Source organism: Micromonospora sp. NBRC 110009 (assembly GCF_030518795.1).
In the GTDB taxonomy this organism is placed as follows: domain Bacteria; phylum Actinomycetota; class Actinomycetes; order Mycobacteriales; family Micromonosporaceae; genus Micromonospora.
The window spans coordinates 3,834,666-3,848,575 of the sequence record NZ_CP130427.1 but is presented as its reverse complement, the minus strand read 5'-3'; the positions used below and the strand labels follow the sequence as shown (position 1 = coordinate 3,848,575).

The following is a 13,910-nucleotide window of genomic DNA, read 5'->3' as shown; positions in this document are numbered from 1 at the left end:
CGGCCCCCGGGGCACGACGGGTCAGTCGCGGCTGCTGCTGAACGCGGCGTCGAAGGCCGCGGCGGGGGCGTCGAAGGCGAGCCGGCGGACGAACTGGAGCGCCTCGGGCGCGCCGACCAGCCGGTCCATGCCGGCGTCCTCCCACTCGATGGAGATCGGGCCGGTGTAGCCGATCGCGTTCAACGCGCGGAAGCAGTCCTCCCACGGCACGTCGCCGTGGCCGGTGGAGACGAAGTCCCAGCCGCGGCGCAGGTCCGCCCAGGGCAGGTGGGAGGAGAGCCGGCCACGGCGGCCGTCACCGGTGCGGACCTTCGCGTCCTTGCAGTCGACGTGGTAGATCCGGTCGGCGAAGTCGAAGATGAAGTTGACCGGGTCCAGCTCCTGCCAGACGAAGTGCGAGGGGTCCCAGTTCAGCCCGAAGGCGGGCCGGTGGCCGATCGCCTCCAGCGTCCGCTTGGTGGTCCAGTAGTCGTAGGCGATCTCGCTCGGGTGCACCTCGTGGGCGAACCGGACCCCCACCTCGTCGAAGACGTCGAGGATCGGGTTCCACCGGTCGGCGAAGTCCTGGTAGCCGCGCTCGATCATGGCCGGCGGCACCGGCGGGAACATCGCCAGGGTGTGCCAGATCGACGAGCCGGTGAAGCCGATCACCGTCTTCACCCCGAGCTTCGCCGCCGCCCGCGCGGTGTCCTTCATCTCCTCGGCGGCGCGGCGGCGTACGCCCTCCGGCTCGCCGTCGCCCCAGATCCGGGCCGGGAGGATGTCCTGGTGCCGCTCGTCGATCGGGTGGTCGCAGACCGCCTGGCCGACCAGGTGGTTGGAGATGGCGAAGACCTGGAGGTTGTGCTTGGCGAGGGTGGCCCGCTTCCGGTCCACGTACGAGTCGTCGGCGAGCGCCTTGTCGACCTCGAAGTGGTCGCCCCAGCAGGCGATCTCCAGGCCGTCGTACCCCCACTCGGCGGCGAGCCGGCAGACCTCGTCGAACGGAAGATCGGCCCACTGGCCGGTGAAGAGCGTGATGGGTCGCGCCATTGTCCTTCTCCCCTGTCGTGATGGGGGATTCCGTAGCGACCGGGGCGAGGGACGACCGGGTGCGGGCGACCCGACGGAGCACCGGTGGGCGCGGTCGCGCCTGGGCCCGACGGGTTGCGCCTCCCGTCGGGTCACCGGCCACCTCGCGGTCGCCGCCCTCACTCTAGGCGGGCTGGAGCCGGCGCGGAAGGCCGGCACAGCACGACGCGGTCTACGGACCGCAGTCGGCCCGGGCCCGGGCGGCCGCGTACCGGATGCCGCCGAGCAGGTGGGCGCGGAACGCGGGATCGGCGTAGGACGCCTGGGTGTGCCCGCCGCCGGTGTAGAAGGAGCGCCCGCCGGCGTACGCCCTGCACCAGGCGAACGGGTGGTCACCGCCCATCGCGCCGCCGACGTACGACGACTCGTCCAGGCTGGCCAGCACGTGTGCCGAGGAGCGGGGGTTGGTGCGGTAGTCGTACCACTCGTCGGTGCGGGTCCAGGTCTGCGGCAGGTGCGCGGTGGCGGGGTGCGTGCGGTCCTCCACCGTCACGGTCGCCTGTTGGATCGCCGGGTGGGCGGCGAACCGCGCGCCCACCAGGTGGCCGTAGAAGGGCCAGTCGTACTCGGTGTCGGCCGCCGAGTGCACGCCCACGAAGCCGCCGCCGGCACCGATGTACGCCTCGAACGCGGCCTGCTGGGCCGGGCCGAGCACGTCGCCGGTGGTGTTGAGGAAGACCACCGCCTCGTACCGGGCCAGGTTGGCGGTGGTGAACTGCGCGGCGTCCTCGGTGGCGGTGACGGTGAAGTTGTTCGCCGCGCCGAGTTCGCGGACGGCCTGGATGCCGGCCGGGATCGAGTCGTGCCGGAAGCCGGTGGTCCTGGTGAAGATCAGCACGTCGTAGGGGTCGTCGTCGGCGTCGGCCGGGATGTCCTGGCTGGTGCAGGCGAGGGTGGCGGAAACGGCGGCCGCCGCGCCGAGGACCGTTCGGAGGACTTTCCGCATGTCGCTCTCCTTGCTGGTGGGAGGGGCCAACGCGAGGCGTGACCGCGTCCCCTCCCGTCAGGTCACCGGCTGCGGTCGATCGCGCGGGCGGCCAGGTCGGCCAGGGCGGCTCGCGCCGGCCCGGCCAGCGGGAGCCGGTCCAACGCGGCCAGGGCGGCGTCGGCGCGGGCCCGGATCATCCCCTCGACCGCGGCGCGGGCGCCGACCGCCTCGACGATCCCGCGGACCTCGGCGGCGCCGGCCTCGTCCAGGGCGGGCCGGCCGACCAGCGCGCGCAGCCGCGCCGCCCGGACCGGGTCGGCGGACTCCCGGGCCAGCGCCATCAGCACCGTCGGCTTCCCCTCGCGCAGGTCGTCCAGGTTCGACTTGCCGGTCACCGCCGGGTCGCCGAAGACCCCGAGCAGGTCGTCGCGGAGCTGGAAGGCGTCCCCGAGCGGGTCGCCGAAGGCGGTGAGGGCGTCCACGTCGGCCGGGGCGGCGCCGGCCAGCGCCGCACCGACCTGCAACGGGCGGGTCACCGTGTAGCGGGCGGTCTTCATCCGGATCACCGCCAGCGCGGTGGCCACCGAGCCGTCGCCGAGCGCCGAGACCACGTCCAGGTACTCCCCCGCGATCACCTCCGCCCGCATCCGGGCGAAGACGGCGAGGCCGGGCCGGACCCGCGCGGGTTCCAGCCCGCAACCGTGGAACATCTCCCCCGACCAGGCGACGCAGAGGTCGCCGCAGAGCAGGGCGGCGTCCCGGCCGTACGCCTCGGGGTCACCGCGCCAGCCGGAGCGGGCGTGCAGGTCGGCGAAGATCCGGTGCACCGAGGGCCGGCCGCGCCGCAGCTCGCTGCGGTCCAGGATGTCGTCGTGGATCAGGGCGAAGGCGTGGAACAGCTCCAGTGCCGCCGCCGCGACCACGATCGGCTGCCCGTCCGGGCCGCCGAAGCCACGCCAGCCCCAGTAGCAGAAGAGGGGCCGCAGCCGCTTGCCACCGGCCAGCACGAACCGGCGCAGCACGGCGTGGACGTCCCCCGTACCGTCGTCCGACCGACCCGGCCGCCGCCCGCGCAGGAACGCGGCGAGCGCGGCGTCGAAGCGGTCCCGCAGCAGGGCCGGGTCGGTCGGTGCGACGGCAAGGGTCACGGCGCCTCCCGGGCCAATCCGGCCAGCTGCAGCAGCAGACCCTTCACGTCGGTCGCGGCGACCCGGTCCCGGGCCGCGGCCGGGTCGGAACAGAGCAGCACCGGCCCGTCCGCCGGGTCGGCGGGCAGCCGGCCGTGCGAGCCGCGCACGGCCCGCGCCCCGGCGTCCAGCCCGACCACGCTCATCAGGTAGCGCATCCCGAGCTTCTTGCGGGCCAGCGCCACCGCGGCCCGGCGCTTCGCCGCGACCGGGGCGGCCGGGTCGAAGAAGAGCTCCGCAGGGTCGTAGCCGGGCTTGCGATGGATCTCCACCAGCCGGGCGAAGTCGGGCGCGCGGCCGTCGTCCAGCCAGTAGTAGTAGGTGAACCAGGCGTCCGGCTCGGCCACCAGCACCAGCTCACCGGAACGCTCGTGGTCCAGCCCGTAGCCGGCCTGGCCGGCGGCGTCCAGCACCTCGGCCACCCCGGGCAGGGCCGCGCAGAGCTTCGCCACCGCCGGCACGTCGGCCGGGTCCTTGACGTAGACGTGCGCGACCTGGTGGTCGGCCACGGCGAAGGCGCGGGAGGTCCACGGGTCCAGGTACTCCATCCCGTCCTGCGTGTAGACCCGCAGCAGCCCTTCCGCACGCAGCAGCCGGTTGACGTCGACCGGGCGGGAGACGTCGGTGATGCCGTACTCCGACAGCGCCACCACGGTGGCGTCCCGTTCCCGGGCGGCGTCCAGCAGCGGCCCGAGCACCCCGTCCAGCTCGGCCGCCGCGGCGGCGGCCTGCGGCGAGGACGGGCCGAACCGTTGCAGGTCGTAGTCGAGGTGCGGGACGTAGACCAGGGTGAGGTCCGGCGCGTGATCGGCCAGGATCTGCTCCGCGGCCCGGCAGATCCAGGCCGACGAGGGCAGCCCGGCGCCCGGCCCCCAGTAGGTGAAGAGCGGGAAGGTGCCGAGCGCGCCGGTGAGCTCGTCGTGCAGCTCGGGCGGGTCGGTCCAGCAGTCCGGCTCCTTGCGCCCGTCGGCGTAGTAGATCGGGCGCGGGGTGACCGTCCAGTCCACGTCGGCGCCCATCGCGTACCACCAGCAGACGTTGGCGACCCGGTAGCCGGGCTCGACCCGGCGGGCCGCCTGCCACAGCTTCTCCCCGCCGACCAGCGCGTTGTGCTGCCGCCAGAGCAGCACCTCGCCGAGGTCGCGGAAGTACCAGCCGTTGCCGACGATGCCGTGGCCCGACGGCGGTTCGCCGGTGAGGAAGGTGGACTGCACCGAGCAGGTCACCGCGGGCAGCACGGTGCCCAGCTCGGCCTGGAAGCCGGCCTGGGCGACCGCGCGCAGCCGGGGCATGTGCGCCAGCAGCCGCGGGGTCAGGCCCACCACGTCCAGCACCACGAGGCGCTTGCTCATGCGGCACCCTCCTTCGTTCGCGACTGCGGGGCTCGCCAACCCGGCTCACTCCTCGCGCTCACGCCACCACCCCCGCCGGTGCGGCCAGTCCGAGCGCGAGCAGCTCGTCGCGGGCGACGGCCAGTTCGGCGGCGATGCCGGTGGCCAGCTCCGCGTCGGTGCGCGGCCGCCGCGCCTCCGGCAGCACCCCCCAGGTGTACGTCTCGACGTCGAGGTGGTCGCAGCCGGCCACCGGCCCGGCGAAGAGCGCGGCGAGGGCGGCCCGCAGCACCGGCATGGTCGAGCGCAGCGGCGGCTCGGGCGGGGCGTGCAGCGGCACGTGGTAGTGCACCCGCCACGCCCCGGGCAGCCGCGCGTCGAGGGCGACGTCCAGGTCGTCGGCCGCGTACGCCGGGTCGGCCGGGTCGGCGGCGCCGGCGCAGCCGGCGGCCCGGGTCTGATGCAGGAAGCGCGGCTCGACCCAGCGGCGCAGCGCCTCGGCCGAGCCGGCCGGGTCGCTGGCCTCGACGGCGGCGGAGACCTGCACCTTGACCACCGGCAGCCCGGCGTCCCGGAGCCGGCCCAGCGCCTCGACCGGCTCCTCCCAGGCGCAGGCGAGGTGCGCCAGATCGAGGCAGATCCCGAGCCGGTCGGTATCCATGGCCGACAATACCTCGCGGGCCTGTCTGGTCGACTCCACCAGACAGCCCGGTTCCGGTTCGAAGCCGACCCGGACGGTCCGGCCCGTCTCCCGCTCCACCGCGGCGAGCCCGGCGGCCAGCTCGTCGAGGCGGCGCCGGGCGGCGTCGGCCCGGTCGGCGTCCCACGGGGTCCGCCAGGCCAGCGGCAGGGTGGAGACCGAGCCGCGGGCCGCGTCGTCGGGGAGCAGGTCGGCCAGCACCCGGGCCAGGTTCAGCGTGTACCCGAGCCGCTCCGGGGTGGTCCAGTCCGGGTGGTAGACCGCGCCCTTCACCACCGGCGCCTGGAAGGCCGCGTACGGGAAGCCGTTGAGGGTGACCACCTCAAGCCCGCGTACGGTCAGCTCCTGCCGGAGCCGGCGGCGGGCCGCCGGGTCGGCGGCCAGTTCGGCGGCGACCGGGGCGGCCAGCCAGAGCCCCAGCCCCAGCCGGTCGGCGCCGAGCGCCCGCCGGACGCCGACGGCGTACGTGTCGAGCTGGGCGAGGACCCCGGCCAGGTCCTCGGCCGGGTGGACGTTGGTGCAGTAGCCGAGGTGGACGTTGCTGCCGTCCGCGTGCCGGAACCGCATCACTCGCCCCCGCGCAGGATGGAGTTGCCGGCGAAGGTGGGGGCCACGGAGTCCAGGTCGGTGAGGTCGAGCCGGCCGGACTGGCCGTAGAACTCCACCGGGTTGCGCCACAGCACCCGGTCGACGTCGTCCTCGGTGAACCCGGCGAGCAGCATCGCCTCGCCGGTGGCCCGGGTCAGGAGCGGGTCGGAGCGTCCCCAGTCGGCGGCCGAGTTGACCAGCATCCGCTCGGTCCCGTACGTCTTCAGCAGCTCGACCATCCGCGGCGGCGACATCTTCGTCTCCGGGTAGATGGAGAAGCCCAGCCAGCAGCCGGTGTCCCGGACCAGCTTCACGGTGACCTCGTTGAGGTGGTCGACCAGCACCCGGCCGGGGTCGATGCCGGACTCGGCGACCACCGCCAGGCTGCGCTCGACCCCCCGGGCCTTGTCCCGGTGCGGGGTGTGCACCAGGGCGGGCAGGTCGTGCGCGACGGCGAGGGCGAGCTGCCCGGCGAACGCGGCGTCCTCGGCCGGGGTCATCGAGTCGTAGCCGATCTCGCCGACCGCGACCACGCCGTCCTTGTCCAGGTAGCGCGGGAGCACATCCAGCACCGGGCGGCAGCGCGGGTCGTTGGCCTCCTTCGGGTTCAGCGCCACGGTGGCGTGGTGCCGGACGCCGAACTGCCCGGCCCGGAACGGCTCCCAGCCGACCAGCGAGTCAAAGTAGTCGACGAACGAGTCGACGCTGGTGCGCGGCTGGCCGAGCCAGAACGCCGGCTCCACCACGGCGCGTACCCCGGCGGCGGCCATCCGCTCGTAGTCGTCCGTGGTCCGGGACGTCATGTGGATGTGCGGGTCGAAGATGCGCATCACGCCTCCCTGGCGGTGGTGGAGTGCGAGCCGGCGCCGAGCCGGTCGAGCAGGTCGGTGGCGTCGGCGGGCATGGTCCGGCCCGCCGCGTGCCGTTCGGCGGCGAGCGCGGCCAGCATCGCCGCCAGCTCGCCGTCCGCCCGGCCGGCCAGGTCGTCGACGACGGCCAGCGGTACGCCGGTGAAGACGCACTTGAGCACGGCCTGCCGCCAGGCCGCCTGTTCCAGGTGCCGGGCGTAGGGGCCGAGGGCGGCGGCGATCAGCCGGGTGTCGTTGGTGCGGATCGCGTCGTGCAGCAGCGGCACACACTCGGCGCCGATCGGCAGCAGCGGCAGCGCGCGGAGCACGGCCCGCTTCTCGGCGGCGTCGCCCTGCCGGTAGAGGGCGTCGGCCACCGCCGCGTGGTCGCCGGGCAGGGCGGTGAGCAGCAGCGCCCGGGCGGCCTCGTCGGCCGTCCAGCCGGGCGGGTCGGGCAGCGGTGCCCGGCCGCACCGCCGGGCGGCGATGGCGAACAGCCGCGGGATCGCCGTGGGTTCGGTGGCGACGCGGCGCAGCGCCGCGTCCAGCCACTGCGGATCGGGTACGCCCCGCAACGCGGCGCGCAGTCGGTCGGGTGTCACTGGCGTCTCCCCTCTGAGCCGGGTGGCAGGTGGTCAGCCACCGCCTTTGGCGGCGATGCGCAGGAAGTCGAGCGAGCGGGCGGCGACCGCCGGCGCGGCGTGCGAGTGCCGGGGCAGCTCCACGGCCACCAGGCCGCGGTAGCCGGCGTCGGCGAGGGCGCGCAGCACCGGCGGGAAGTCGATCTCGCCGGTGCCGAACTCCAGGTGCTCGTGCACGCCCCGGCGCATGTCGTCGATCTGCACGTTGACCAGGTGGTCGGCGACCGCCGCGACGCAGTCCGGCACCGGATCGGGCTCCAGGCACCGGCAGTGTCCGATGTCGAGGGTGATGCCGAAGCCGGACGGCGCGCCCAGCGCGTCCCGCAGCCGCCGCCAGCCGGCGATGTCCTCGACCAGCATCCCCGGCTCCGGCTCGAAGCCGAGCGGCACGCCGGCCGCCTCGGCCTCGGCACAGACCGTGGCGCAGCCGGCGACGAGCCGCTCCCAGGCGACGGACCCCGGCACCTCGGGCGGGCGTACGCCGGCCCAGAACGAGACCGCCTCGGCGCCCAGGTCCGCGCCGATCCGGACGGCCCGGCGGAGGAACTCGACGCGCAGCGCCGGATCGTCGTGCAGCAGCGTCGGGGCATGCTTGTGCCACGGGTCGAGCAGGTAGCGGGCCCCGGTCTCGACCACCACGGCCAGGCCGAGCGCGGCCAGCCGGCGCTGCACCGCGGCCACCCGGCGGGGCAGGTCCGGCGTGAACGGGTCCAGGTGGTCGTGGTCCAGGGTGAGGGCCACCCCCCGGTAGCCGAGGTCGGCGAGGACGGCGAGCGCGTCGTCGAGCCGGTGGTTGGCGAACCCGTTGGTCCCGTACCCGAACCGCAGCTCCGCCGCCTGGCCGGTCATGTCGGTGAGATCAGTCGGGCCAGGCGGCGGCCGACCGGCGCGGCGGCGGCGACGGCGAGGCCGAGCAGCCGGGCACCGGCCCGGGCGGTCAGCGCGCCCTGCAACGCGGGCAGCCCGGTGATGCCCGCGCCGACGGCGGCGCGTACCCGGGGCGGCGACGGGTCGGCCAGCACCCGGGCCTGCGCTGACCCGTAGCGGGTGGCGTAGCCGGCGGCGAGCGCGACCGGAATCGGGTCGGCGCGGCCCAGCGCGGTGGCGGCGACCAGGGCGGTGCCGGCCAGGGTGGCCCGGGGCAGCCGGCGGTCCGCGCCGGAGACCTCGCGCCGGGAGAGCGCGGTGACGGTCCAGGTGTGCGCGGCGACGGTCAGCGCCGCCGGCAGCGCCCGGACCAGCCCGGCGGACCGGGCGGCGACCGCCGGGGAGCTCCGGCGCCCGGACGGACCGGACGCGCCGGATCGGCGCGGCGTTGGGCCGGCGGTGGTCGCACCGAGCAGCACGTCGAGGCCCCGGCAGGCGGCCATCACGGCGGGACCGGCGGCGGTGTCCTTGGCCACCAGGTCGTATCCCCAGATCGCGGCGGCGAGCGGGACGGCGACGGCGGCGGCCCGCCGGCCCCCGGCGGCGGTGGCGAGGGCCAGCCCAGCGGCGGTCAGGCCGGCGGCGACGCCGAACGCGGCGGCCGGGCGGACCCGGCCGGACGGGATCGGCCGCTCGGGACGCTCCACCGCGTCCAGCCGCCGGTCGGCCCAGTCGTTGCCGGCCATGCCGGCCCAGTAGAGCAGCACCGACGCCCCGGCCAGCGCGGGCGTACGCCGGCCCAGCGCGCCGGCCGCCGCCGCGCCGGCGAGCACGTCCCCCGGTACGGAGAGCGCGGCGGGCGCCCGGACCAGCTCGGCGAGGTCGCCCATGCGGGTCATCGGCGCTCCCCGGCGTGCAGCCCGGCCACGAACTCGCGGAGCAGGGTCCACTGTTCGGCCAGCGCGTGGGTGGGCGCGTCGATGCCGTCCTTGAAGAAGAAGGCCAGCTCGGTCAGGGGGCCGCGGCGGCCGGCGGCGTGCGCGGCGGCGGTGAGCCGGGCCAGGTCGAGCACCAGCGGGGCGGCGAGGGCCGAGTCGCAGCCGTGCCAGGTGAACTCCATCCGCATCCCGGTGCCGAGGAAGCCGGCGAAGGTGACCAGGTCCCAGGCGGTCTTGAAGTCGCCCAGCTCCTCCACGTGGTCGATCCGGGTGTCGCCCTGCGGGACGTAGCCGAGGGTCTCCCCGAGCACCCGCTGCTTGCTGGCCACCTTGGCCGCGTTGGCGGCGGGCTCGGCGAGCGTGGCGCCGTCCCCGCCGCCGAGCAGGTTCACCCCGGACCAGGAGCGCACGGCCAGGTGCCGCATCGCGAACATCGGCGCGAGCACGGACTTGACCAGGGTCTCCCCGGTCTTGCCGTCATGCCCGGCGTACGGCAGGCCGGCTTCGGCGGCCAGCGCCGCCAGCGCGGGCAGCCGGGCCCCGGTGGACGGGGTGAAGTCGACGTACGGGCAGCCGGCGGTGAAGGCCGCGTACGCGTAGCGCGAGCTGGCCGGCAGCACCTCGGCGGGGCCGGCCAGCGCCGCGCGCAGCGCGGCGAGGTCCTGGTGGGCCGGGTGCGCGGCGGCGACCGGTTCGGTGGCGGAGACGTTGACCACCACCACCCGGTCCAGCCGGTGCCGCTCCCGGAAGTCGGTCAGGTCGCGGACCACGGCGTCGACCCGCTCGGCCTCGGTGCCGCCGGTCGGGGCGGGACGCAGCGCCTCCTCGACGCCGGCCAGGTCCGCGGTGAGGGCGTCCACCAGCCGGCCGGGGAGCACCCCGGCGGCGGCGAGCGCCTCGGCCCGCTTGACGAGCGGGCACGCCACCACGTCGTGGCCGCCGAACACGAGGTCGGCGAAGGCCGGCAGGGCCGGTCCCCGCAGCTCCGGCAGTTCGGTGACGCAGCCGGTCGGGTCGGTGAGCCCGGCCCGCAGGGCCAACGCCCCGACGATGCTGGTGGTCGCGACGGAGCCGCGCGCTCCCACCAGCCAGACACCCGTACGCATCGTGGTCCCTCCCCAGGTCGTCGGGCCGGTCCGCCGGTGCGGCCGGGGAATCCCGGTCCGGCCGCACCGGACGGCCGTGCTGGTCGTGCCGTGCCGGAGTTTCCGGTGGCACGCTCCCTGGAGTCGACCTCGTTCCCGCCGTGGGGCGCAACCACGGCGGCCCTCGCCGGTCGGCTCCGGGAAGCCTCGTCGGGCGGCGCCGGGCGGCGCCGCGTCGGATCAGGCGGCCACTTCGGCCAGCGCGGGCTCCACCTCCGTCCAGGCGGCCAGCTCCGCCGACCGGGTCACCGCGTCGAGCACGAGCTGGACCTGCAACGCGTCGGCGAACGACGGCGCCGGGTCGGTGCCGGTGGCGACCGCCTCGACGAAGTCGCGCATCTGGTGGGTGAAGGAGTGCTCGTAGCCGATGATGTGGCCGGGCGGCCACCAGGCCGACATGTACGGGTGCTCCGCCTCGGTCACCAGGATCCGGGTGAAGCCCTGCTCGGCGGCCGGCCGGGTGGCGTCGTAGTACTCCAGCTCGTTGAGGCGTTCCAGGTCGAACACCACGGTGCCGAGCGACCCGTTGATCTCGACCCGGAGCGCGTTCTTGCGGCCGGTGGCGAACCGGCTCGCCTCGTACGTGGCGAGCGCTCCCCCGTCGAGCCGGGCCACGAAGACCGCCGCGTCGTCCACGGTGACCTGGCCCGTCGCCCGGCCGTTGCCGTCGGCCTGCGCGGCCAGGCCGCTCGACCCGGCCGGCAACGGCCGTTCCTTGACGAAGGTCTCGGTCGCCGCGCTGACCCCGGTGATCCGCTGCCCGGTGACGTACTGGGTGAGATCGATGATGTGCGCGCCGATGTCACCGAGCGCGCCGGAGCCCGCCCTGTCCTTCTGCAACCGCCAGACCAGCGGGAACTGCGGGTCCACGATCCAGTCCTGCAGGTACACCGCACGGACGTGCCGGATCTGCCCGAGCCGCCCGTCCGCGATGAGCTGCCGCATCATCGTCACCGCGGGCACTCGGCGGTAGTTGAAGCCGCACATCGCCCGGATCCCGGCGGCGCGGGCCTGGGCGGCGGCGGCGGTCATCTGCCGGGCTTCCTCGACGGTGTTGGCCAGCGGCTTCTCGCAGAGCACGTGCTTGCCGGCGGCCAGCGCGGCGATGGCGATCTCGCAGTGGCTGTCACCCGGTGTGCAGATGTCGACCACGTCGATCTCGTCGGACTCGACCAGCCGCCGCCAGTCCGTGGTGTGGCCGTCCCAGCCGAGCCGGTCGGCGGCCTCGGCCACCTTCGGTTCGTCCCGGCCGCAGATGAGTGCCATCCGCACCCGCGCCGGCAGGTCGTACACCCGGTTCACGGTGCGCCACGCCTGAGAGTGCGCGGCGCCCATGAACGCGTAGCCGACCATGCCGACCCGCAGGACGTTGTCGTGAGTGGACAAGGTGGGTCTCCCCCCGTGTGTCAGAACCCGAGCTTCAGGTAGTCGCTCGCGTTCTCCTTGGTGATCGTCTCCGAGGCCAGCACGATCTCCTTCGGAACCTGGAGCTCGACCAGGTCGGACATGCCCTTCTTCTGGCCGATCAGCCGGGCCAGCGAGATGGCCGAGGAGGCCATCGACGGGCTGTAGGTGACGGTCGCCTTCAGGACGGTGTTGTCGGCCTTGATGTCCTCCATGGCCTTCTTCGAGCCGGCACCGCCGACCATGAAGAACTCCTTGCGGTTGGCCTGGTTGACCGCGGCGAGGACCCCGATGCCCTGGTCGTCGTCGTGGTTCCAGAGCGCGTCGATCTTGGGCAGCGCCTGGAAGAGGCCGGTGGCGGCCTGCTGGCCCGAGTCGGCGGTGAACTCGGCCGGGCGGCGGTTGGCCACCTTGAGGCCGAAGGAGGCGAGGGTGTCGGCGAAGCCCTTGGAGCGTTCCTGGGTCAGCTCCAGCGAGTCGATGCCGGGGATCTCGCCGATGACGGGGTTGCTGACGCCCTTGGCCTTGAGCTGCTCGGCGATGTAGGTGGCGGCGGCCACCCCCATGCCGTAGTTGTCGCCCTTGATCTGCAGCCGGTAGGCCCGCGCGTCGGGGAAGGCCCGGTCCAGGTTGACCACCGGGATGCCGGCCTTCATCGCCTCCAGGCCGAACGCGTTGAGCTCCTTGCCGTCGTGCGGCAGCAGCACGATCACGTCGGGCTTCTGGGAGATCAGGGTGGACAGCGCCGCGCGCTGGGCCGCCGCGTCCGCTCCGGCCTCCACCGACTTGAGCTCCACGTCGGAGTACGCCGCGGCCTGCGCCTTGGCGTTGTTGGTGATGGCGGCGATCCAGCCGTGGTCGGCGGCCGGAGCGGAGAAGCCGATGGTCACCTTCTTGCCGGGATCGTTGTTGCCGCCGGCCGCGGCGGCCTTGGTCTGGGCGGCGGTGGGCGCCTGCTCGTTGCTGGTGCACCCGGCGAGCACTACGCCGGCGGAGAGCGCGGCCCCGCCGAAGAGCAGCCGGCGGCGCGACAGATCGCGACCCTGCGTTGTCATGACGGCCTCCTGGATGAGGTGGTGGGGTGAAAATGGGTGTGCTGGGCCCGGCCACCGTCGCTGTCGAGGTGGCCGCCGGTGTCGCGGTGGAATCAGGTGGTGGTGGCCCGGTTGCGGCGGAGGAACTGGGTGACGCTGCCGAACTGGACCTGCTGGACCAGGACGGCGGCGACGATGATGCCGCCCTTGACCATGTTCTGGGCCTCCGTGGAGAGGCCGTTGATGGCGAAGAGGTTGGTGATGGTGGAGAAGATGACCACCCCGAGCAGGGAACCGATGATGGTGCCCCGCCCGCCGCTGAGCAGCGTGCCGCCGATGATCGCGGCGGCGATCGCGTCCAGCTCGTAGAGGTTCGCCATCGCCGCCTGGGCGGAGGTGGCCTGCGCGGTCAGCATGACCGCGGCGATGCCGCAGCAGAGGCCGGAGAGCGCGTAGAGCAGCAGCGTGTGCCGGCGGACGTTGATGCCGGCGAGCCGGGCCGCCTCCGGGTTGCCACCGACGGCCACCGTGCGGCGGCCGAAGGTGGTCCGGTTGAGCAGCACCCAGCCGGCGATCACCACCGCGGCCAGGATGTACACCAGCAGCGGGATGCCGAGCACGTTCGTGCTGGCGATGCCGTTGATGAACTGGTTGTTCGAGACCTGGGTCTGCTTGTCGGAGATCTCGGCGGCCAGGCCGCGAGCGGCCACCATCATGGCCAGCGTGGCGATGAACGGCACCAGCCGCCCGTACGAGATGAGCAGGCCGTTGACCACGCCGACGGCCAGCCCGACAACCAGCGCGCTGAAGATCATGCCGCCGGCGCCGTAGCTCTGGGTGGCGACCGTGGTGGACCAGACCCCGGCGAGCGCGACGATCGCGCCGACCGAGAGGTCGATGCCGCCGCCGATGATCACGAAGGTCATCCCGACGGTGACCACGCCGACCACCGAGGCCAGCTTGAGGATGGTGAGCGTGTTGCCCCACACCCAGCTCGCGTTGCCGTAGAGGTCGGGTCGGGTGAGGATGCCGATGACGACCAGTACCACCAGCGTCGCCAGCAGGCCGAGGTTGCGCTTGGCGCCCTCCCCGCCGTCGCCGCGCCACCAGGAGAGCCGCAGCGCGTCGGCCTTCGCCGTCTCGGCCGGGTCGACCGGCGGCGACTGGGCCGGCAGCCCCGCCGCCCGTTCCGGCGCCGCGGTGGGTGTCATCTCGCTCATGCCGCCTC

At 74.5% G+C, this 13,910-nt stretch carries 12 protein-coding genes and 1 pseudogene; all 13 read right to left on the bottom strand.

The features are described 5' to 3' along the window. Nucleotides 1-21 precede the first annotated feature (21 nt). Complete coding sequence (locus tag Q2K19_RS18475; RefSeq protein WP_302762540.1) at nucleotides 22-1,032, bottom strand: sugar phosphate isomerase/epimerase family protein; 1,011 nt, start codon at nucleotides 1,030-1,032, stop codon at nucleotides 22-24. Between the two features lie 214 nt (nucleotides 1,033-1,246). Continuing rightward, a pseudogene (locus tag Q2K19_RS18470) lies at nucleotides 1,247-2,017 on the bottom strand (ThuA domain-containing protein); the annotation flags it as partial. Between the two features lie 62 nt (nucleotides 2,018-2,079). After that, nucleotides 2,080-3,147 (bottom strand): polyprenyl synthetase family protein, encoded by a 1,068-nt coding sequence (locus Q2K19_RS18465; RefSeq protein WP_302762538.1) that lies wholly within the window; start codon nucleotides 3,145-3,147, stop codon nucleotides 2,080-2,082. Continuing rightward, nucleotides 3,144-4,538 (bottom strand): alkaline phosphatase family protein, encoded by a 1,395-nt coding sequence (locus tag Q2K19_RS18460; protein WP_302762537.1) that lies wholly within the window; start codon nucleotides 4,536-4,538, stop codon nucleotides 3,144-3,146. The genes Q2K19_RS18465 and Q2K19_RS18460 overlap by 4 nt, the downstream gene beginning before the upstream one ends. Before the next feature lie 58 nt (nucleotides 4,539-4,596). Beyond that, on the bottom strand, nucleotides 4,597-5,784 hold the full coding sequence (gene eboE, locus Q2K19_RS18455; RefSeq protein ID WP_302762536.1) for a metabolite traffic protein EboE: 1,188 nt from the start codon (nucleotides 5,782-5,784) through the stop codon (nucleotides 4,597-4,599). Further along, nucleotides 5,784-6,635 carry a TatD family hydrolase gene (locus tag Q2K19_RS18450; protein WP_302762535.1) on the bottom strand — a complete coding sequence of 284 codons (852 nt, stop codon included), beginning with the start codon at nucleotides 6,633-6,635 and terminating at the stop codon, nucleotides 5,784-5,786. Before Q2K19_RS18450 ends, eboE begins: the two co-directional genes overlap by 1 nt. Next, the gene (locus tag Q2K19_RS18445) at nucleotides 6,635-7,255 is read right to left on the bottom strand and encodes an EboA domain-containing protein (RefSeq protein ID WP_302762534.1); all 621 of its coding nucleotides are present in this window, start codon (nucleotides 7,253-7,255) and stop codon (nucleotides 6,635-6,637) included. The genes Q2K19_RS18450 and Q2K19_RS18445 overlap by 1 nt, the downstream gene beginning before the upstream one ends. Before the next feature lie 33 nt (nucleotides 7,256-7,288). After that, a complete protein-coding gene (locus Q2K19_RS18440) occupies nucleotides 7,289-8,143 on the bottom strand; it encodes a sugar phosphate isomerase/epimerase family protein (RefSeq protein ID WP_302762533.1) in 855 nt (284 codons plus the stop codon). Continuing rightward, nucleotides 8,140-9,060 carry an SCO3242 family prenyltransferase gene (locus tag Q2K19_RS18435; protein ID WP_302762532.1) on the bottom strand — a complete coding sequence of 307 codons (921 nt, stop codon included), beginning with the start codon at nucleotides 9,058-9,060 and terminating at the stop codon, nucleotides 8,140-8,142. The genes Q2K19_RS18440 and Q2K19_RS18435 overlap by 4 nt, the downstream gene beginning before the upstream one ends. After that, entirely contained in the window at nucleotides 9,057-10,205 is a 1,149-nt protein-coding gene (locus Q2K19_RS18430; RefSeq protein ID WP_302762531.1) for an inositol-3-phosphate synthase, read from the bottom strand. Before Q2K19_RS18430 ends, Q2K19_RS18435 begins: the two co-directional genes overlap by 4 nt. A gap of 219 nt (nucleotides 10,206-10,424) precedes the next feature. Continuing rightward, the gene (locus Q2K19_RS18425; RefSeq protein WP_302762530.1) at nucleotides 10,425-11,630 is read right to left on the bottom strand and encodes a Gfo/Idh/MocA family protein; all 1,206 of its coding nucleotides are present in this window, start codon (nucleotides 11,628-11,630) and stop codon (nucleotides 10,425-10,427) included. Nucleotides 11,631-11,650: 20 nt separating this feature from the next. Then, nucleotides 11,651-12,703 carry a substrate-binding domain-containing protein gene (locus Q2K19_RS18420; RefSeq protein ID WP_302762529.1) on the bottom strand — a complete coding sequence of 351 codons (1,053 nt, stop codon included), beginning with the start codon at nucleotides 12,701-12,703 and terminating at the stop codon, nucleotides 11,651-11,653. A gap of 92 nt (nucleotides 12,704-12,795) precedes the next feature. Continuing rightward, nucleotides 12,796-13,902 carry an ABC transporter permease gene (locus tag Q2K19_RS18415; protein ID WP_302762528.1) on the bottom strand — a complete coding sequence of 369 codons (1,107 nt, stop codon included), beginning with the start codon at nucleotides 13,900-13,902 and terminating at the stop codon, nucleotides 12,796-12,798. Nucleotides 13,903-13,910 lie beyond the last annotated feature (8 nt).

Bases quoted from the DNA above. Each gene is read 5' to 3' on its own strand.
- Q2K19_RS18435 (WP_302762532.1), bottom strand. From the start codon at position 9,060: ATGACCCGCATGGGCGACCTCGCCGAGCTGGTCCGGGCGCCCGCCGCG.
- Q2K19_RS18440 (WP_302762533.1), bottom strand. From the start codon at position 8,143: ATGACCGGCCAGGCGGCGGAGCTGCGGTTCGGGTACGGGACCAACGGG.
- Q2K19_RS18460 (WP_302762537.1), bottom strand. From the start codon at position 4,538: ATGAGCAAGCGCCTCGTGGTGCTGGACGTGGTGGGCCTGACCCCGCGG.
- Q2K19_RS18450 (WP_302762535.1), bottom strand. From the start codon at position 6,635: ATGCGCATCTTCGACCCGCACATCCACATGACGTCCCGGACCACGGAC.
- Q2K19_RS18420 (WP_302762529.1), bottom strand. From the start codon at position 12,703: ATGACAACGCAGGGTCGCGATCTGTCGCGCCGCCGGCTGCTCTTCGGC.
- eboE (WP_302762536.1), bottom strand. From the start codon at position 5,784: ATGCGGTTCCGGCACGCGGACGGCAGCAACGTCCACCTCGGCTACTGC.
- Q2K19_RS18415 (WP_302762528.1), bottom strand. From the start codon at position 13,902: ATGAGCGAGATGACACCCACCGCGGCGCCGGAACGGGCGGCGGGGCTG.
- Q2K19_RS18430 (WP_302762531.1), bottom strand. From the start codon at position 10,205: ATGCGTACGGGTGTCTGGCTGGTGGGAGCGCGCGGCTCCGTCGCGACC.
- Q2K19_RS18475 (WP_302762540.1), bottom strand. From the start codon at position 1,032: ATGGCGCGACCCATCACGCTCTTCACCGGCCAGTGGGCCGATCTTCCG.